At 67.8% G+C, this 18,991-nt stretch carries 13 protein-coding genes, 1 pseudogene and 1 riboswitch; of the genes and pseudogenes, 9 read left to right on the top strand and 5 right to left on the bottom strand.

What is annotated here, in order from left to right; translation table 11 throughout:
- Positions 1 to 424: 424 nt before the first annotated feature.
- The 4 genes from PHLH3_RS28110 to PHLH3_RS28095 form a co-directional block, all read right to left on the bottom strand.
- Positions 425 to 1,045 carry a trimeric intracellular cation channel family protein gene (locus PHLH3_RS28110; protein WP_213626820.1) on the bottom strand — a complete coding sequence of 207 codons (621 nt, stop codon included), beginning with the start codon at positions 1,043 to 1,045 and terminating at the stop codon, positions 425 to 427.
- Positions 1,046 to 1,165: 120 nt separating this feature from the next.
- Positions 1,166 to 1,256: riboswitch (glycine riboswitch) on the bottom strand.
- A gap of 57 nt (positions 1,257 to 1,313) precedes the next feature.
- A complete protein-coding gene (locus PHLH3_RS28105) occupies positions 1,314 to 2,957 on the bottom strand; it encodes a methyl-accepting chemotaxis protein (protein ID WP_213626818.1) in 1,644 nt (547 codons plus the stop codon).
- A 232-nt stretch (positions 2,958 to 3,189) separates the two neighbouring features.
- On the bottom strand, positions 3,190 to 4,671 hold the full coding sequence (locus PHLH3_RS28100) for a M4 family metallopeptidase (RefSeq protein ID WP_213626816.1): 1,482 nt from the start codon (positions 4,669 to 4,671) through the stop codon (positions 3,190 to 3,192).
- Between the two features lie 436 nt (positions 4,672 to 5,107).
- Positions 5,108 to 5,569 (bottom strand): cell division protein, encoded by a 462-nt coding sequence (locus tag PHLH3_RS28095; RefSeq protein ID WP_213630714.1) that lies wholly within the window; start codon positions 5,567 to 5,569, stop codon positions 5,108 to 5,110.
- A gap of 198 nt (positions 5,570 to 5,767) precedes the next feature.
- Here PHLH3_RS28095 and PHLH3_RS28090 point away from each other — a divergent pair, with 198 nt between their 5' ends.
- Positions 5,768 to 7,552: a phosphoethanolamine transferase CptA gene (locus PHLH3_RS28090; RefSeq protein WP_213626814.1), complete on the top strand. Its 1,785-nt coding sequence runs from the start codon at positions 5,768 to 5,770 to the stop codon at positions 7,550 to 7,552.
- 148 nt (positions 7,553 to 7,700) lie between these two features.
- Positions 7,701 to 8,609, top strand: a complete 909-nt coding sequence (locus PHLH3_RS28085) for a DUF808 domain-containing protein (RefSeq protein ID WP_213626812.1) — start codon at positions 7,701 to 7,703, stop codon at positions 8,607 to 8,609.
- Positions 8,610 to 8,767: 158 nt separating this feature from the next.
- On the opposite strand, the gene PHLH3_RS28080 is transcribed toward PHLH3_RS28085, so the two are convergent.
- Positions 8,768 to 9,163 (bottom strand): YkgJ family cysteine cluster protein, encoded by a 396-nt coding sequence (locus PHLH3_RS28080; protein WP_213626811.1) that lies wholly within the window; start codon positions 9,161 to 9,163, stop codon positions 8,768 to 8,770.
- 265 nt (positions 9,164 to 9,428) lie between these two features.
- On the opposite strand from PHLH3_RS28080, the gene PHLH3_RS28075 reads away from it, so the two are divergent.
- The 7 genes and pseudogenes from PHLH3_RS28075 (at position 9,429) to PHLH3_RS28045 (ending at position 18,989) form a co-directional block, all read left to right on the top strand.
- Entirely contained in the window at positions 9,429 to 13,091 is a 3,663-nt protein-coding gene (locus PHLH3_RS28075; protein WP_213626809.1) for a DUF2339 domain-containing protein, read from the top strand.
- Positions 13,088 to 14,464, top strand: a complete 1,377-nt coding sequence (locus PHLH3_RS28070) for a DUF3999 domain-containing protein (RefSeq protein WP_213626807.1) — start codon at positions 13,088 to 13,090, stop codon at positions 14,462 to 14,464. Before PHLH3_RS28075 ends, PHLH3_RS28070 begins: the two co-directional genes overlap by 4 nt.
- 212 nt (positions 14,465 to 14,676) lie before the next feature.
- A complete protein-coding gene (locus PHLH3_RS28065; protein ID WP_213626805.1) occupies positions 14,677 to 16,326 on the top strand; it encodes a histidine kinase N-terminal 7TM domain-containing protein in 1,650 nt (549 codons plus the stop codon).
- A 173-nt stretch (positions 16,327 to 16,499) separates the two neighbouring features.
- The gene (locus tag PHLH3_RS28060; RefSeq protein WP_173171057.1) at positions 16,500 to 17,510 is read left to right on the top strand and encodes a class 1 fructose-bisphosphatase; all 1,011 of its coding nucleotides are present in this window, start codon (positions 16,500 to 16,502) and stop codon (positions 17,508 to 17,510) included.
- Between the two features lie 3 nt (positions 17,511 to 17,513).
- Positions 17,514 to 18,113 carry a DUF924 family protein gene (locus PHLH3_RS28055; RefSeq protein ID WP_213626803.1) on the top strand — a complete coding sequence of 200 codons (600 nt, stop codon included), beginning with the start codon at positions 17,514 to 17,516 and terminating at the stop codon, positions 18,111 to 18,113.
- Positions 18,114 to 18,181: 68 nt separating this feature from the next.
- A pseudogene (locus tag PHLH3_RS28050) lies at positions 18,182 to 18,435 on the top strand (hypothetical protein).
- Complete coding sequence (locus tag PHLH3_RS28045) at positions 18,432 to 18,989, top strand: lipocalin family protein (protein ID WP_213626802.1); 558 nt, start codon at positions 18,432 to 18,434, stop codon at positions 18,987 to 18,989. Before PHLH3_RS28050 ends, PHLH3_RS28045 begins: the two are co-directional and overlap by 4 nt.
- Positions 18,990 to 18,991: the final 2 nt, after the last annotated feature.

Below are 18,991 nucleotides of genomic sequence, written 5' to 3'. Positions count from 1 at the left end.
ACGGGAACACCGGACCGCGCCAGGGCCAGCCGGCCCACCGGGTAGACCGACACCGCCTCGCTCGGCGCCGCCCCAGGCTGCTCATGGGGGCCGCCTGGGTTCACCCCTCGCTCTGGATCCCCAAGGCCATCCAGTCGATCGGCAGCGCCGTCGAGAGCAGTGCCATGAGTGCGGCATAGAGCCACACCTGCGGCGGCAGTCACGTCGACATCAGCCAACCGATGAAACCGCCAGCCGCTCGCGCGACGTTTCATCGAAATCGGTTTCAGGGGGACTTCGGAGGAATGGTGGGATTTCGCCACGCATCCAGCGTTATGCCGTTCGGCATCTATCTGTCGGCCCGTTACCGATATCGAGCCGAAACCCGGGCGGGACTGTTCGTTCAGCGCTCCCTGCTTTCAGGGGGGGCTGGCGGCAAAGCTGTTCAATGCTCCCAACGCCCTGGCGCATAGGAAAACATCGGCAGCGACCAGCCGAAGCGGATCGCCGAGAGGCGCAGCAGCAGGCCGACGCTGAAGGAGGCGAGCAGGTTGAGGTCGTCGTCGACGCCTTGCTGGCGCAGACCCAGGTAGAGCAGGGCGACCAGCAGGGAGACGCTGGCGTAGAGCTCCTGGCGCAGGACCTGCGGGGTGCGGTTGCAGAGGATGTCGCGGAGGATGCCGCCGAAGATGCCGGTGATGATCCCGGCCATGGCCACCACCGGCAGGGCGTAGTCCAGGCCCAGGGCGACGTTGCAGCCGATCACGGTGAAGGCGATCAGGCCCATGGCGTCGAGCACCAGGAACAGCTGGCGCAGGTGGTGCATGAACCTGGCCAGGACCATGGCCGAGAGGCCGGCGCCGATGGTGAGGAAGATGTATTCGGGGTGCTGGGTCCAGCTCACCGGGTAGTGGCCGAGGAGGATGTCGCGGACGGTGCCGCCGCCGAGGGCGGTGAGGAAGGCGATGAGGCTGACGCCGAACAGGTCCATGTTGCGCCGGCCGGCGGCGAGGGCACCGGACATGGCTTCGGCGACGATGGCGATCAGGTAGACGTAGGTAAGCACACAGAACTCCTGCGTTGTGCTGCCCCTCCCCCTGTCCTGTGTACCTGAGAGTTTGCGCGGCGTTGGCCGCTTGCCCCTTCGGTGGGCCGCTCGCCGGCGGCCGCTCTCCAGTTGGCGATCATGGAACCCGCAGTGACTTCTGCCTGAGCGATTATGGGAGTTTGCGCCTTCGGCGGAGGCGCATGGCGCCTCGCTCTCCTGCGGGGGGCGCGGATTATAGGGGCGCCGGCGATCTTGTGCGAGCGGTCAGTTTTCGCGCCTGCACCGATCAGGTGCGGAAGGCGCCCAGGCCGCTCTTGAGGGCACGCGCCGTCTTGCCCAGTTCGGCGGCGGAATGGTTGATGGCGTCGACGTCCTGGCGGGTGTGCTCGAAGGCGCCGCGCATGTCGCCCAGGCGGCCGGACATGTCGGCCACCGCGTGCTGGATGTTCTCGCTGCTGGTCAGCGCCTGCTCGACGTTGGCGTTCACCTCGTCCATCTGCCGGACCAGCGCATCGAGGGCGTCCAGCGCCTCGTCGGCATTGCCGGCCAGGGCGCGCGAGCGTTCGGCGGTGCTGCCCATGCGCTGGGCGATCTGGCGGATGGCGCCGGTCACTTGGTCGATCACCTGGTGGGCATCGGCGAGCACGCTCTTGGTCTGGCCGGCGAGCTTGCGTACTTCGTCCGCCACGACCGCGAAGCCACGGCCGGCCTCACCGGCACGCGCGGCCTCGATGGCGGCGTTGAGCGCCAGCAGGTTGGTCTGCTCGGAGATGCCGGCGATCATCTGCAGCACCTGGCCGATCTGCTCGGCCTCGCGGCTGAGGCCGTCGAGGTCGGTGGCCAGTTCGATGTTGGACGAGGTGCTGCCGTGCACGTCGGCGATCAGTTGCTGCAGCTCCTGGTGGGCGCGGCTGAGCTCGGCGCTGGTGCGTTCGAGGTTGCTGCGCACCGCGCCGGCGAGGCTGTGGGACTGCCCGGCGGCCTGCTGGATCGACTGGCCGTGCTGGTCGACGTCGGCCAGTTGGTGCGCGGCCTGCTGGATCTGCTGGGTGATGTCGTCGGCGCGGTGGAGGAAGGTTTCCGCCAGTTGTTGGTTGCTGTCGGCCATGCCGAGGGCGCCGGAGAGCGTCTGCCGCAGGTCCTGCAGCAGGCCGGACAGGCGCGTGCCCATCTGCCCGAGTTCGTCGTTGCTGGTGACGGCGAGGGCGTGCGAGAGGTCGCGTTCCTGGGCGATGCGGTTGAGCTGCCCGGTGATCTGGCGGATGGCGTGGACCAGCATGCGCGTGGCCAGCCAGGACAGCAGCAGGCCGATGCCCAGGGTCACCGCGCCGATCAGCAGCAGGCTGCGCAGGCTGTCGGCGATGGCCTCATCGAGGCTGCTCAGGGTCACGTCCACGCCGACCACATAGGGTTGGCCGGCGCTGGTGCGCATGGGCAGGAAGATCGAGCGGAAGGTCCCGTAGCTGTCGGTGTACTCGTCGAACTGCGCCTGGTTGCTGCGGGCCGCCCGGGTCACCGCCGGGCTGGCGTCGGTGTATTCCTCCAGGTGCTTGGCGTAGCTGTCGCTGGCGATCTCGCTGCTGCTGGCGCCATCGGAGAGGTAGAACACCCGGTCGCCGCTGTCGACCATCAGCGTGTAGGCGAACTTCAGGTCCACCTCGCCTGCGTACTCGCCGAGGTTGCGCACCTGTTCCAGGTACTCGCCCTCGCGCAGGCCGTCGGCCGTCCGGGCGCGCTCCAGGTAGTCGTTGCCCAGCAGGCGCGGCACCGCGTGTGCCGCCGCGCGCAGGCGGTTGTCCATCTGCTCGCGGATGTCCAGGGACTTCACGTACTGCGCATAGCTGATGAAGGTGGCGATGCTGATCAGGTTGACCAGGGTGAAGGCCAGCAGGATCTTCGTCTGCAGGCTGACGGAGCGCAGGGATGACATCGGTTCAGTTCCATCCGAGTGGAGAGTCCAGCCGCTCTTGCAGCGGCTTACTTTTGTTTCGGAATACTCTGACAGAACTTGAGTGGCCAGTTGAACCCTGCCGTTTTTAGAAAGAGGAACCGCGCTGGGGCCGTCGTGCAGGCGTCATGCCCCGTTCCGCTGTTCGATGCCCATTTTCATGACCCCCTGCAGCGGGTGCCGGCAGGGGGCTTGGCAGGGGGCTTGGCCCGTTCTACAGCGAGGTCTTGCAGGTCACGCCCACGGTCTTGAACGCGTTGACTACATCCGCCGTCGGCAGGCTGCGGTTCTGCGCCGACTTGATCACGCCGCAGGCGCCCTGGTCGTAGGTGCTGGTCTCGGTCCAGTAGAAGCGGTTGGCGTCGACGAAGACCTCGAAGGCCTTGCGGGTGTTCCAGCCGGTCGACTTGGCCAGCAGGTAGAAGGCGCGGTTGTACACCCCGCTGGAGTGGTGCACGTCGATGCCTTCGTAGTAGTCGCTGGCGTTATCGATGGAGCTGCCGTCACGGCTCGGCTGGTCCATGTAGCGCAGCGAACCAGTGCCCTTGAAGATATCGGCGCCCACCTTCCAGTCGTTCTGCCCCTTCATGAAGTACTCGGCGGCTTCGCCGGCCATGTCCGAGAAGGCCTCGTTCATGCCGCCGGACTGCCCGTCGTAGACCAGGCCCGAGTTCAGCTCGGTGAAGCCGTGGCTGACCTCGTGGGCCGATACGTCGAGGGAAACCAGCGGGTAGAAGCGGTTCTTGCCATCACCGAAGGTCATGGCCTGGCCGTCCCAGAAGGCATTCTCGTAGCCGTTGCCGTAGTGCACCTTCATGTACAGCTTCTTCTCGTTGAGCGGACGCAGCCCGCCGAACCAGTTGCCGTACATCTGGAACACCACGTTGCCGAAGTAGTGGGCATCGTTGAGCGGCGAGTAGGCTCCGTTGGTGAGCTTGTACTCGTTGTACGGGCAGGCGAAGCGGAAGGGTTTGACGCTGCTGTTGTTGGTGCTGTTGTTGAGGTTCACCGTGATCACGTCGCCGCTGTTCATCTCGCAGCGGCTGTTGACGATCAGCGGGCCGTACTGGGTGCCATAGAGGTACTTGCCGGTCTTGGCGTTGCCGCCCGGGCCTGTGGCTTCGGCGTGGTTGAGGCCTTCCCAGCGTTGCAGGACCTCGCCGGTGTTCGCTTCGATCATGAAGTGCGGGCGGGACGGCTCGTCACCGCCCACGAAGAACGACACGACGTAGGCGAGCTGCGCCTGCTTCTGCTCGTTCAGCCGCACCACCAGTTCGCTCTGCTCGTTGCTCAGCGGCTGGCTGCTCTGCACCAGGGCCTTGGCCTGCTGCAGGGCCTGCTCCTTGGTGAGGGTGGGGGTGGCGTCACGCACCAGGTCCTGCTCGATGCCCACGAGCATCCGGCCACTGCGCTTGGTGCTGCCGTTGCGGGTTTCGGTGATGGCTTCGCCCCAGACCCGCACACCCTTGTAGTACTGCTGGTAGCGGGTGACCTGGGTGCCGTTCGGCAGCTTCGCGCTGGTGCCCTTGTCGAGCTCCTCGGCGGCCAGGCCCAGGTCGGAGTGGATATCGCTGCCACCGGCTATTCCCGCCCGGGTCGGCAGTTTGGCGACATCTACCAGCTCGGCCGCGAGTCCTATCGCGGGAGAGGCAAGAGTGGCCAGGATCAACGACTTTCCTACGAACTTCCTTTGCATTGTGTAGCTCCTTGGTGATGGTCGGAGGGTATCTCCGTGGTGCTCCAGTGGCCTTGTGGGCGCTCTAGGAGCGAGGTGACGCCGGTGTCCGGCGGATGGCCGGTTGGGGGGGCGACAAGGAGGTAGGTATAGACGGAAGGAAAGAGATATCAACGAATTTTGCAGAAATAATCGCGATATTTTCTGCAAATTTCGGCAATAAGGTGGTTATTTGTCGCGAATTGACAGGGTGTCAATTTCCAGCCGTTGCGCTTGGCGCGGCGCCCGGGCGCAGGGCGGGAGGGCCTGCAGCCCAGTAACCACGGGGCTTCGGGGTGGCAAAGCGCAACGGCTGGGAAGTCCGGGGAAATAGAAGTGAAACAGCGCCGATCGTCGGATTCCAGGGGTCTTTGCCCGTGGCGTGCGCCGGAAGCGGCTCGTCGCCGCCGATGAGCGGTCAGTCCGGGGCGCTGCGGCGATCGTGGCGGTACAGCCAGGCCAGGGGCGGCAGCAGGGCGAGCAGGGCGAAGCCGTCGACCCACAGGTGCGTCCAGATACCCCGTTGCGCGGAGAGCAGCATGTCCTGCGGGGCCCACAGCAGGATGCCGAGGATCATCCAGCCCCAGGCCGAGGCGTTGCGCCGGCGGTCGCCGAGGCGCACCAGGGCGAACATGAACACCGCGTAGCTCTGCATGGTCGCGCCGAACAAGGCCTGCCACCACAGTTGCTGCGCGCGCGCACCGTCCGGTACCGCGCCGGCCCAGAAGGCTCGCTCCACGCTCTGCTGGTAGAGCTCGAACAGCGGCAGGTGATTGGCCCAGGTCAGGGCGATGCCGGCACAGAGATGGCCGAAGGCGGCGGCGTACAGCCAGTAGACGAGCAGTTGGCGAAGGCGGGCGTTCTGGTCGGGGGCGGGCATCGACATTCCGTGTCCTGAGGGTGCTGGTGGCGGGGGAGTGTAGCGATTTTTCCCGCCTGCGCGACGGCTCGTCATGCGCGGATGCGGATTCCAGGGGCTCGCACACCTTCTTGACGAAGTTTTCACATGCCCTTGTGCACAGTCCGTGAAGTTCCTGCCGTCTCGTTCGGCAGCCTGTATCCGACTGATGGAGTTCTTATGCCGTCGCACGCGCGTGATGAAGGGGCCCGGAAACTCGACTGGGCCGGGTTGGGCTGGCTGTTCCTGTTCTTCTGGTGCTTCTCGGGCCTCACCCAGGCGCTGATCCTCGCCACCGACACCAGCGGCTTCACCGGCTTCCGCCAGGCCTTCCTGCTCAGCGGCCTGTGGCTGATCCCGGTGCTGCTGTTCCCGGCCCGCACCCGCACCCTCGCCGCGGTAATCGGCGTGATGCTCTGGCTGGCCTCGCTGCCGGCGCTCTTCTACTTCCTGGTGTACGGCCAGGAATTCTCCCAGAGCGTCATCTTCATCATGTTCGAGTCCAATGCCGCCGAGGCCAGCGAATACCTGACCCAGTACATGACCTGGTGGATCCCGCTGGTGCTCCTGGCTTATGCCGCCGTCGCCTGGCTGATCTGGCGGCGCCTGCGACCGGTGTACCTGCCCCGCCGGCAGGCGCTGGTGGTCAGTGTCGCGCTGCTGGTCGGGTTGCTCGGCTACCCGGTGACCAAGCAGATCATGGTCAACGACAGCTTCGAGCAGGCCATGGACGGTATCGACAAGCGCCTCGAGCCGGCCGCGCCCTGGCAACTGGCGGTGGGTTACCGGCAGTACCGCCAGCAGCTCTCGAACATGCAGGAGCTGCTGGAAGGCAACGCCCGCATCGCGCCGCTCGCCAACCTGCGCGACATCAACGGCAACCAGCCCTCGACCCTGGTGCTGGTCATCGGCGAGTCCACCAACCGCCAGCGCATGAGCCTCTATGGCTATTCGCGCCCGACCACCCCCAACCTCGACAAGCTGCGCGACGAGCTGCAGGTGTTCGACAACGTGGTCACCCCGCGCCCCTACACCATCGAGGCGCTGCAGCAGGTGCTGAGCTTCGCCGACGCGAGCAACCCGGACGCCTACCTGAGCAAGCCGTCGTTGCTGAACATGATGAAGCAGGCGGGCTACAAGACCTTCTGGATCACCAACCAGCAGACCCTGACCAAGCGCAACACCATGCTCACCACCTTCTCCAAGCAGGCCGACGAGCAGGTCTACCTGAACAACAACCGCAACCAGAACGCCCGCCAGTACGACGACGACGTGTTCGAGCCCTTCTCCAAGGTCCTCGCCGACCAGGCGCCGCGCAAGTTCATCGTGGTGCACCTGTTGGGCACCCACATGAGCTACCAGTACCGCTACCCGCCGGAGTACGAGCGCTTCACCGACCGCCAGGGCGTGCCGCCGAACGTCACCGACGACCAGTTGCCCACCTACAACAGCTACGACAACGCCGTGCTGTTCAACGACCACGTGGTTTCCACCCTGATCGAGCGCTTCAAGGCCACCGACCCGAACGGCTTCCTGCTCTATCTGTCCGACCACGGCGAGGCGGTGTTCGACCCCGAGCACCCGCAGGTGCTGGGCCGTAACGAGGCGGCGCCCACTGCGCCGATGTACACCATCCCCTTCATGGTCTGGACCAGCCCCGCGTGGCAGCGCAGCCATCCGCGCAGCTTCGCCGGTACGCTCGACCGTCCCTTCAGCAGCGCCGGCCTGGTGCACACCTGGGCGGATCTCGCCGGCCTGCGCTTCGACGAGCTGGACCCCAGTCGCAGCCTGGTCAGCGCGGACTTCAAGGCGCGCCCGCTGATGATCGGCAACCCCTACACGCCGAAGGCGATGATCGACTTCAGCCTGATCAAGCCCAAACCCAAGGCCGAGCCCAAGCCGGTGGAGCTGGCGAAGGAGGGCGACCCGCCGTTGAAGAGCGGGCCCGACCGCACGCGCGGCTAGGGGCTGGGCCCGATTGCCCCGGCAGGCAACCTGCCGGGGTGGCGTTCCATCAGCTTTTTGCTCGGAAATCCGTCTGACGCATGGAACGGCGTCGTAGGCTGTTGCATCATTCCGCCCTCGCAACGCTTACCCACTCAAGGATTTCCACATGGCCGGAGCCAGCCTGCTCACCCTGCTCGACGATATCGCCAGCGTCCTGGACGACGTTTCCCTGATGACCAAGGTCGCCGCGAAGAAGACCGCCGGCGTTCTGGGTGACGACCTGGCCCTCAACGCCCAGCAGGTTTCGGGCGTGCAGGCCGAGCGTGAGCTGCCTGTGGTCTGGGCGGTGGCCAAGGGCTCGGCGGTGAACAAGGCGATCCTGGTGCCGGCCGCACTGCTGATCAGCGCCTTCGCGCCCTGGGCGGTGACCCCGCTGCTGATGGTGGGCGGCGCCTACCTGTGCTTCGAGGGCTTCGAGAAGCTCGCCCACAAGTGGCTGCACAGCGCCGAGGAAGACGAGCAGGGCCATGCCGCCCATGTCGAGGCGCTGGCCAGGAGCGATGTGGATGTCGTGGCCTTCGAGAAGGCCAAGATCAAGGGCGCGATCCGCACCGACTTCATCCTCTCCGCCGAAATCATCGCCATCACCCTGGGCACCGTCGCCGAGTCCTCCTTCGGCGTGCAGGTGGCCGTGCTGGTCGGCATCGCCGCGATCATGACCGCCGGCGTGTATGGCCTGGTAGCCGGCATCGTCAAGCTGGACGACCTGGGCCTGTACCTCAGTCGCAAGGCCAGCCAGGCAGCGCAGGGCATCGGCCGCGCCATCCTGCGTGCCGCGCCCTACATGATGAAGGGGCTGTCGGTGATCGGCGCCGCCGCGATGTTCCTGGTGGGCGGGGGCATCCTCACCCACGGCATTCCTGCTGCCCATGAACCTATCCACCACCTGGCCGAAGCGGCGGGCGCCGCAGGCTGGTTGGTGCCGACCCTGGTCAATGGCGTGGTGGGCATCGTTGCCGGCGCGCTGGTGCTGGCCGTGGTCAGCCTGGCCAAGAAGCTGTTCGGCAAGGGCTGATTCCGCTCAAAAAAACGCCCCGCCGGCTCTGGCTCGCGGGGCGTTTTCGTTTTTCAGGGCGCGCATCGCCGCTCGGACCGTAGCCCGGGCTTCAGCCAGGGGCCGGGGTATCGCGAATGAACTCGCTCCCTCAAGGGCAAGCGAAGCGGGGCGTGGGATCAGGGGTTGGGCTTGAAGGCGCAGTAGCCGGGGCGCGGACCGATCCGGGGGTGGTTGCGGCAGGTTTCCGGGCGCTTGTCGTAGATGGTGCACAGGCGCGACTTGCGGTCGAGGAAGTAGCAGTCGTTGTTGGACATGCGGGTCAGGGTGAAGATGCCCGACTTCTGGTTGAAGCGCTCCACCAGGCCGTCCCTCATCAGGCGCTTGGCGATGTTCTTCGGCGGCTCGCCGCGCTCGAAGTCGGCCACCAGCTCCATGCGGATCAGGTCGCTGATGCGCACTTCCACCGGTAGGGTGCAGCAGCTGGAGACGCAGGCGTGGCACATGCTCTTTTCGTAGCGGATCCAGGTTTCGGTGCGGTCGATATCGGCGCCGACGATGAGCATGGTCTTCATGGCTTGGGTACGGGTGGGGGCTGGGAGGGCGCGCATCATAGCGGGATTGGCGAATTTGTGAACAGGTTGCCGCCGGCCGGATCAGCCATTTTCACGGTTGATGGGCAAGCGGATGAATTTTCTGTGTCTGTGAGATGCCCAGCATTCGTCTGTAGGGAGTGTTCCGTTTCGCTCGATATACTGGCTCGTCGCTATTTACGCCGGGCGACGGCGTTGAACGTGCAGGGATCTGGCGTTTCTTCTCAGTCATTTGGGAATTCAGTGCATGCAATGGATCTTCATGCTGGTAGGACTGGCCATGGGAGCGGCAGCCGGTGAATCGATCACCGGGGCCCTGCTGGGCGGCCTGCTCGGACTGGGCCTCGGACAGGCGATCCGCCTGCAGGGGCTGAGCGCGGAAAACGCCGCGTTGCAGAAGCAGCTGCGCGAGTTCGCCGCCCGCTTCGATGTCGGCACCCAGGCCATCCACGAACGCTTGCTCAAGGTCGAGCGCAGTGGCGTGCAGCCCGCACCCGCCGCCACGCCGCCTGCCGAAGCGCCTTCGCCCGAGGTGCCCGCGGTGCCGGTCGCCCATGCCCAAGACGCGGCGCCCGAGAAACCGGTGGACGACAGCGAGCTGGTCTGGGAGCTGCCGGCGGAGCTGGAGCCCGAGCCGCTGGTGGTCACGCCGCCCCCTCGCCAGCCGGAGGTCAGCGACTGGACCCTCGAGGCGCTGCCCGAGCCCGCCGCCGAGCCACTGCCGCCACGCCAGCCCGCACCCGTGGTCACGCGCCCGCCGGTCACGCCGCCTCCACCGCCGCCGCCTCGCGAACCTTCGCTGTTCGAGCGCGGCTTCGAGGCTGCACGCAACTGGCTGTTCGGCGGCAACACCGTGCTGCGGGTCGGTGTGCTGCTGCTGTTCCTCGGCCTGGCCTTCCTCCTGCGCTATGCCACCGAAGGCATGGTGGTGCCCATCGAGGTGCGCTATGCGGGCGTCGCGGCTGCCGCCATCGCCCTGCTGGGGCTGGGCTGGTGGCTGCGCCGGCGCAATCCCAACTACGGCCTGATGCTGCAGGGCGCGGGTATCGCGGTGCTCTACCTGACGGTGTTCGCGGCGATGCGGCTGCACCCGCTGCTGGACCCGAAGATGGCGCTGATCCTGCTGATCGTGGTGACGATCTGCTCGGCCATCCTCGCCGTGCTGCAGGATGCCCTGGGCCTGGCCGCCGCCGCGGCGCTGGGCGGTTTCGCCGCACCGATCCTCACCTCCACCGGCAGCGGCAACCATGTCGCGCTGTTCTCCTACTTCGCCCTGCTCAACGCGGGCATCTTCGCCATCGCCTGGTTCAAGGCCTGGCGCCTGCTCAACCTGATCGGCTTCGTCGGCACCTTCGGCATCGGCTTCGCCTGGGGCATGCGCTCCTACACGCCGGAGCTGTTCGCCAGTACCGAGCCCTTCCTGGTGCTGTTCTTCCTCATGTACCTGGCCATCGGCCTGCTGTTCGCCCGGCGCAAGCTGCGCGAGGCGGCCGCCGCGCCGGATGGCGAGCGCGACGCACTGCTGCGCTGGTCGGCGCGCCAGGGCGACTACATCGACGGCACCGTGCTGTTCGGCCCGCCGCTGGTCGGTTTCGGCCTGCAGTACGCGGTGATCCATCACATCGAGTTCGGTGCCGCCTTCAGCGCCCTGGCCCTGGGCCTGCTGTACATGCTGATCGCCCGGGTGCTGGCGGGCCGTGCGCCGGGGCGCGCGCTGCTGCTGGTGGAAACCTGCATGGCCCTCGGCGTGGTCTTCGGCACCCTGGCCATTCCGCTGGGCCTGGATGCGCGCTGGACCTCCGCCGCCTGGGCGGTGGAGGGCGCCGGCATCTTCTGGCTGGGCCTGCGCCAGCGCCGGCCGCTGGCCCGCGCCTTCGCCCTGCTGCTGCAGGTGGGGGCGGCCCTGGCCTTCCTGGCCAGCCTGCGCCTGGGCGTCGACAGCCTGCTGGAAGGCGCGCCGCTGGGCGCGCTGATGCTGGGCGTGGCGCTGCTGTTCAGCTTCTGGCAACTGCGCGGGGCGCAGGAGGAGGAGGCCTCCGCCTGGGAACGCAGCGGCTTGCCGATGCTGGCCAGCAGCGGGCTGGCCTTCCTCTACCTGATCGCGCCGCTGTGCCTGCGCGCCGAAGGCACGGCCATCGCCTGGGCCCTGGCGGGCCTGGCGACCCTGTATGCCGGCCTGCGCCTGACCTCGCGCACCTTCCTCTTCAGCGCCTTCGCCGTACAGCTGCTCGGTGGCGCCGTGTTCCTCCTGGGCATGGACCGCAGCGGGCTTGGCAGTGGCAGCGCGCTGGGCTGGAACGGCCTGGTCACCGCCTCGCTGATCGGCCTGGCGCTGATCGGCGGCATGCTGGTGGCGGCCCGCGACGACATGGTGCGCAATGACCGGCGCCTGCTGCGCAGCATGTCCGTGGTGCTGCTGGTGGGCCTGGTATTCATCAACCTCGCGGTGCTCTTCGTGCTGCCCTGGCGCACGGCCAGTGCGGTCTGGGGCGGAAGCGGCCTGCTGATCGTCTGGCTCAGCCTGCACCTGCAACTGCGCGCCAGCTTCATCTTCGGCTTGGCGCTGCAGGTGGTCGCCGGCCTCAGCTTCCTCAGCGTGAGCCCGCTGCTGCTCGGCCAGCTCAGCGCCGAGGGCCTGCGCCCGCTGGCCCACGCCGGCTTCTGGACGCCGCTGGTGCTGGCCCTGGCCGCCCTGGTCGGCGCCTGGCGCCTGCACAGCGAGGCCCGGCGCGAGGACCCGCGCCTGCAAGGCGTGAGCCTGGGGCACCTGTCGCAGCTGTTGCTGGTCTGGAGCGCCGGCTGGTGGACGCTGGCCTGGGTCGCCGAGATCGGCCGCTTCGCCGCACCTGGGCTGCAGGTGCCGCTGGCGCTGCTGGCGGCCTCGGTGACCGTCGTGCTGTGGATGCTGCTGGCGCTGCGTGCCCAGTGGCGCACCCTAGCCCTGCTCTGCCTGTTGCTGGTGCCGGCGGCCCTGGTGGCGCTGATGCATGCCTGGCACCCCAACTACCATCCCGCCGCCGACTTTGGCTGGCTGGGCTGGGGCGTGCTGTTCGCGGTGCACCTGCTGGCGCTGCGCAAGCTGCATGGCCTGCTGCCGGAGGGAGCCCGCAGCGCTGCCCACGTGCTCGGCTGCTGGTTGATCCTCGGCGTGCTGGCGCTGGAATTGCGCTACCTGCTGATGCTGCTGTCCGAGCATTACAACGCCTGGCGCTGGCTGGGCTGGGCGCTGCTGCCGAGCCTCTACCTGCTGCTGGTCACCCGGGTGATGCGCCTGCCCTGGCCGATCGCCGCCTTCGCGCGTGAATACCGCCTGTGGGCGGCCATGCCGCTGGCGGCGATGATGCTGGCCTGGTTCTGGATCGCCAACGCCTGGAGCGATGGCAGCGCCGACCCGCTGCCCTACCTGCCGCTGGTCAACCCGTTGGAGCTGGGGCTGCTGTTCGCCCTGCTGGGGGTCTGGCTGTGGCTGCGCGACAACCTCGGCGAGTTCGGCCTCGACGCCACTGTCCAGCGCCTGGCGCCGCAGTGGGTAGTGGGCGCCTCGCTGTTCGCCCTGGCCACGGCCATCGTCTTCCGCAGCGCGCACCACTGGGGCGGCGTGCCCTTCGTGCTGGATGCGCAGCTGGATTCGATGCTGGTGCAGGCCGGGCTGTCCATAGTCTGGACCAGCATCGCCCTGGGCCTGATGATCGGCGGCCACAGGCGCGTCCATCGCGAGCTCTGGCTGGTGGGGGCCGCGCTTATCGCCGTGGTGGTGGCCAAGCTGTTCTTCGTCGAACTGGGCAACCGGGGCGGCCTGGAACGGATCATTTCCTTCATCGGCGTCGGCGTGTTGCTGCTGGTCGTCGGTTATTTCGCGCCGCTCCCGCCCAAGCGGGCGGCGCCCGAATCGGAGCAGGTCAACGCATGAGCCGTTTCCCCCTCTTGCTGAATATCTGCCTGGGCCTGTTGTGCGTGACGCAGCCGGCCCAGGCCCAGGACAGCCTGGACGACTTCGCCGCCCGGGTGCCGCTCAAGGTCGAGGGCAACGGGCCCTGGTACCGCGTCGACCTGCCGATGTCGCTGCATTTCGTCGCCCGTCACGCGGACCTGCGCGACCTGCGCATCTTCAACGCCGAGGGCGAACCGCTGGCCTATGCGCTGACCCGCAGCGAATCGGAGGTCACCCGCAACGAGGAGGACGTGGCGCTCAAGTGGTTCCCCCTGCGTGGCCCGGCCGATGCCGGCCAGGGTGCGCCACGGGTGAGGGTGCAGCGCAGCACCACCGGCACCGTGGTCGAGGTGCTGCCGGAGGACCCGGCCGCCACAGGCGAGCGGCTGCGTGGCTGGTTGCTGGACGCCAGCGCGGTGAAGACGCCCCTGGAGAAGCTGGTGATCGACTGGAGCGAGGCGGGCGAAGGCTTCCAGCGCTTCAGCATCGAGGCCAGCGACGACCTGCAGGGCTGGCGCTCCTGGGGCACCGGGCAGATCGCCCGGCTGAGTTTCGGCGATGACCACATCTACCAGCGCGAAGTGGTGCTGCCGGGACAGAAGGCGCGCTACCTGCGCCTGCTCTGGCTGGATCGCGAAGCGCCGTTGCTGACCGAGGCCCGTGTCACCGGTGCCCGCCAGGAGAGCCGCCCGGCACCGCTGGTGTGGTCCGAGCCGCTGGTCGCGAGCACGACGGGCAAGGGCGAGTACGCCTGGGACCTGCCGTTGCCCCTGCCGATCGAGCGGCTGAAGTTCTCCCTTGACCAGGCCAATACCCTGGCACCGGTGCAGCTGCAGGCGCGGCGCAACGACACCGCGCAGTGGCAGGGGCTGACGTCCGGGCTGCTCTATCGCCTGCCGCAGGACGGCAGCGAGGCGGTGCAGGACCAGTTGGTGCTGTCGGGCTGGACGCCGGTGCAGCACCTGAAGATGAGCGTCGACCCGCGTGCCGGTGGTTTCGGCGCCAAGGCCCCGACCCTGCAGGTGGGCATGCGCGCGCTGCAGGTGGTGTTCCTGGCCCGGGGCACGCCGCCCTATACCCTGGCCATCGGCCAACCGGGAGCCGCGACCGCCGAGCTGCCGCTGACCACCCTGGTGCCCGGCTACGGCCCCGGCAGCCTGGAGAAGATGGGCCGCGCCCAGCTCGACGGCGACCTGCGCCTGGCCGAGCAGAAGGCCGTGGTGGTCGCTGCGGAGAAGGACTCGGCGCTGGCCTGGAAACGCATCGGCCTGTGGGCGGTGCTGCTGCTCGGCGTGGGGCTGCTGGTGCTGATGGCGCTGAGCCTTCTGAAGGGGCAGGGCAAGGGCGCCTGAGACCGCGAGTTGCGCGAAGTTGTCACTTCAATAGTGGCTTTTTGCTGTATCTTCTAGAGCGGCGCGTGACAGGGGTCAAGCGCCGCTCTTTTTTGCGTCAGGTCAGGAAGGCCGGTGCTCGACAACATTCCGCAGCTACCCGCTGCCCGCCTTTTCGGCCAGTACTCTTCCGGGCGCCCGGTCCCCCTCCGGCCCGGTCCTGGTGACCGACCATGAGCCTGTGCGGTGCTTCCGGCTGGACCCTCACCAGCCCCGTGCTGTTCACCTGCATGCTGAGCGTCGGCATCATGTTCCTCGCCCGCTGGATCGGCCGGCAGCGCTATTTTCCCGGGCGCGCCAGCTTCGTCATCCTGCACCTGTGCATCCTCTGGTGGCTGTCCACCGCCGGCCTCGAACTCGCCGCCACCGGCGCCGAGTGCAAGGTGTTCTGGGCCAGCATGGCCTGGCCGGGAATCGTCGCCGTGCCCACGCTCTGGGCGGTGTTCCTCTGGCAGTACGTCAACAGCATCCGCGAACCCTTGCCCGTCCATCGCTACCTGCCGCTGGCGGTGGCGCCGCTGCTGGTCTGGGGGATGGCCCTGAGCAACCCCTGGCACCAGGCGTTCTACGGGCCGGCGACGGGTCCGGCATCGGACCTGCCCGGTGCGCCGGTCGTGTACGAGCATGGCGTGCTGTTCCACGGTGCTGCCGTCTACGTCTACGTGATGATGCTGTTCTGCCTGGCGGTGGTGAGCCGCGCGGTGATTACCAGCCATGGCCTGCACCGTCGCCACTACCTGGCGTTCGGGGTGGTCACCTGCGTGCCCTGGGCCGCCAACATCAGCTACGTGGTGTTCGGCTGGACGCTGTTCGGTTTCGATCCGACGCCCTTCAGTTTCGCCTTCACCCTGCTGGCCTTCGCCTGGCTGATCCTCGGCGTGCGCCTGTTCGACCTGCTGCCCGTGGCGCGCCACCTGCTGCTGGAGGAGCTGCCCGACCCGGTGCTGGTGATCGACGCCAAGGGCCGGGTCATCGAAGCCAACCCCGCGGCGCTGCGCCTCGCCGGCCTGCGCGGCGGCTGGCAGGGCAGGGCGCTGCTGGGCTGGCCGGTGTTCGGCGTCGAGCTGCACACCCTATTGCAAGCGCAGGCCGGCGGCGAGCCGATGCTGACCCTGGGCGAGCCGCCGCGCTACTTCGAGGTGCGTGCGCGTGCCATCGAGCGCATCACCCGCAGTGGCAGCCACATGCTGGGGCGGATGGTCTACCTGCGCGAGGTGACCGAGCGCCACCGCAGCGAGTTGCAGCTGGCCGAGGCCCTGGCCCTCAGCGAAGAACGCCTGCGGACCATCTCCAGCCTGCACGAGCAGTTGCAGGAGCAGGCGCTTTGCGATCCGCTCACGGGGCTCTACAACCGGCGCTACCTCAACGAATTCTTCGCCCGCGAGCAGGCCCGCAGCCTGCGTGAGGAAACCCCCATCGCCCTGGCGCTGATCGATCTGGACCACTTCAAGCAGCTCAACGACCGCCATGGCCACCTGGTGGGCGACGACATGCTCAAGGGCGTCGCCGGCTTCCTCGAATGCAGCCTGCGCAGCACCGACGCGGTGTTCCGCATCGGCGGCGAGGAGTTCCTGCTGATCCTCCCCGGCGCCGACAGCGACGAGGCGCAGCAGCGCCTGGAGGCGATCCGTCGTGAGCTGGCGGATACGGCCCTGGCCACCCGTATCGGCGAGCTGCGTGTCACCCTGTCCGCCGGCCTGGCCGTCTGGCCCGACCAGGGGCAGAGCCTCGACGAGCTGCTGCAGGTGGCCGACGCCGCGCTCTACGAGGCCAAGCGCAGCGGCCGCAACCAGGTCTGCGCCCTGGCCCGGGTGGAGCTCTGAGCCTGCGCTGAACCAGTTGGCGTTTGCCGCGTCAGATGATTCTGCGTGCCGCCCCGACGGCCTTCGGCGCCTCTGATCCGGGCGTTGCCGAGGGCTGCCGAGCGGCGTGCAGCATTGCGGCGCGAGTCGCGCTAAACTGCGCGCGTTTTTCCTTCCCCTCCGGAGCCTCTTCCATGTCCCGCGTAACCCTGAGCCGCTATCTGATCGAGCAGACCCGCAGCCACAACACCCCTGCCGATCTGCGCTTCCTCATCGAGATCGTCGCGCGCGCGTGCAAGGAAATCAGCCATGCCGTATCCAAGGGCGCCCTCGGTGGCGTGCTCGGCAGCATGGGCACCGAGAACGTGCAGGGCGAGGTGCAGAAGAAGCTCGACGTGTTGTCCAACGAGATCCTCCTGGAAGCCAACGAATGGGGCGGCCACCTGGCGGGCATGGCCTCCGAAGAGATGGACAACGCCTACCAGATCCCCGGCAAGTACCCCAAGGGCGCGTACCTGCTGGTGTTCGACCCGCTGGACGGCTCCTCCAACATCGACGTCAACGTCTCGGTCGGCACCATCTTCTCGGTGCTGCGCTGCCCGGACGAGTACCTCTCCCAGAACGACAGCCTGAACGAGCAGGCCTTCCTCCAGCCGGGCACCAAGCAGGTCGCCGCCGGCTACGCCATCTACGGGCCGCAGACCATGCTGCTGCTGACCCTGGGCGACGGCGTAAAGGGCTTCACCCTGGACCGCGAGCTGGGCAGCTTCGTGCTGACCCACGATGACATCCGCGTGCCGGAGGCTACCGCCGAGTTCGCCATCAACATGTCCAACCAGCGCCATTGGGAAGCCCCGGTGAAGCGCTACGTGGACGAGCTGCTGGCCGGCAAGGAAGGCCCGCTGGGCAAGAACTACAACATGCGCTGGATCGCCTCCATGGTGGCCGACGTGCATCGCATCCTCACCCGCGGCGGCCTGTTCATGTACCCCTGGGACGCCCGCGAGCCGGAGAAGCCCGGCAAGCTGCGCCTGATGTACGAGGCCAACCCGATGTCCTTCATCATCGAGCAGGCCGGCGGCGCCGCCACCGACGGTCGCCAGCGCATCCTCGACATCAAGCCGACGTCGCTGCACCAGCGCGTACCGGTGTTCCTCGGCTCCAAGCAGGAAGTCGAGCGCGTCACCGGCTACCACCAGGAATAACCGATGGCACCCTGGCAGCCGCTGCTCGACTGGTGGTTCGGCCCCGAGGCCGGTGCCGTCGAGGTGGCGGCCTCGCGCCAGGGGCTGTGGTTCGGCAAGCGCGACAGCCAGGACGAGGACGCCCGCCAGCGCTTTGCCACCCAGGTGGAGCAGGCCCTGGCCGGCGGCCTCCGCGACTGGGCCGGGCAGTCCGAGGGCTGGCTGGCGCTGGTCCTGCTGCTCGACCAACTGCCGCGCATGCTCTTCCGTGACCAGCCGCGCGGCTTCGCCGGCGACGCCCGCGCCCAGGCGCTGGTGCGCGACGGCATCGCCCGGGGCCTGGATGCGCAGCTCGCGCCGATCCGCCGCGTCTTCATCGAGATCGTCTTCGAGCATGCCGAGGACCTGGCCACCCAGGCGTTGGCGGTGCAGCGCTTCACCGCCCTGCGCGACGCCGTGAGCCCCGCCGAGCGCGAGCTGTTCGACGGCTTCCTCGACTACGCCGTGCGCCACCACGCGGTGATCGCCCGCTTCGGCCGTTTCCCCCATCGCAACGCCATCCTCGGTCGACTCTCCAGCGCGGAGGAAGCCGCCTTCCTCGAGGAACCCGGCTCGCGCTTCTGACTCCAATGGGCATTGCGCGCAACGCTGTGCCAAGCTTGCGCGGCATCCCACCCATCACGGAGTCATCCATGCAACTGCGCATCCTTGCCCTGCTGTCCGTCTGCGTCGCGCTCGCCGCCTGCAACAAGATCAACCAGGAGAACTATTCGAAGATCAAGGCCGGCATGGCCAAGGCCGAGGTCGAGCAGATCATCGGCGAGCCGACCGAATGCTCGGGGCCGTGGGCCTGACCAGCTGCACCTGGGGCGACCAGAAGGCCTACATCAGCATCCAGTTCGCGGGTGACAAGGTGATGATGTACCAGGGGCAGGGCCTGAAATGACCCGCCTGTCACTGCTGCTCGGCGCGTTGCTGCTGGCGGGCTGTGCCGGCTCCGGCGAGCCCGCCGCGCCGCCCCGTACCGTGGGCGCGGTGGACCTGGAGCGCTACCAGGGCACCTGGTACGAGCTGGCTCGGCTGCCGATGTTCTTCCAGCGCCACTGCGCGCAATCCGAAGCCCACTACAGCCTGCAGCCGGATGGAGCGGTCGGCGTGCTCAACCGTTGCCGTACCGCCGAGGGCGAATGGCAGGAGGCCCAGGGGCAGGCCGTGCCCCAGGTCGCCGGGCATACCGACAAGCTCTGGGTGCGCTTCGACAACTGGTTCAGCCGCCTGGCGCCGGATCTCACCAAGGGCCAGTACTGGGTGCTCTACCTGGACGAGAACTACCAGACGGCGCTGGTGGGGCATCCGGATCGCACCTACCTGTGGCTGCTCTCGCGCACGCCCGAGGTGCCGGAGCACACCCGCACGCACCTGCTGGAGCTGGCACGGCAGCAGGGCTACGACACCGATGCCCTGATCTGGCGTACGCCGGACGACAAGATGCCGCGCTGAGG

Origin of the sequence: Pseudomonas sp. Pc102 (assembly GCF_018408275.1) — a bacterium.
Lineage (GTDB): Bacteria > Pseudomonadota > Gammaproteobacteria > Pseudomonadales > Pseudomonadaceae > Metapseudomonas > Metapseudomonas tohonis.
This window is presented reverse-complemented; position numbering and strand designations above follow the sequence as displayed.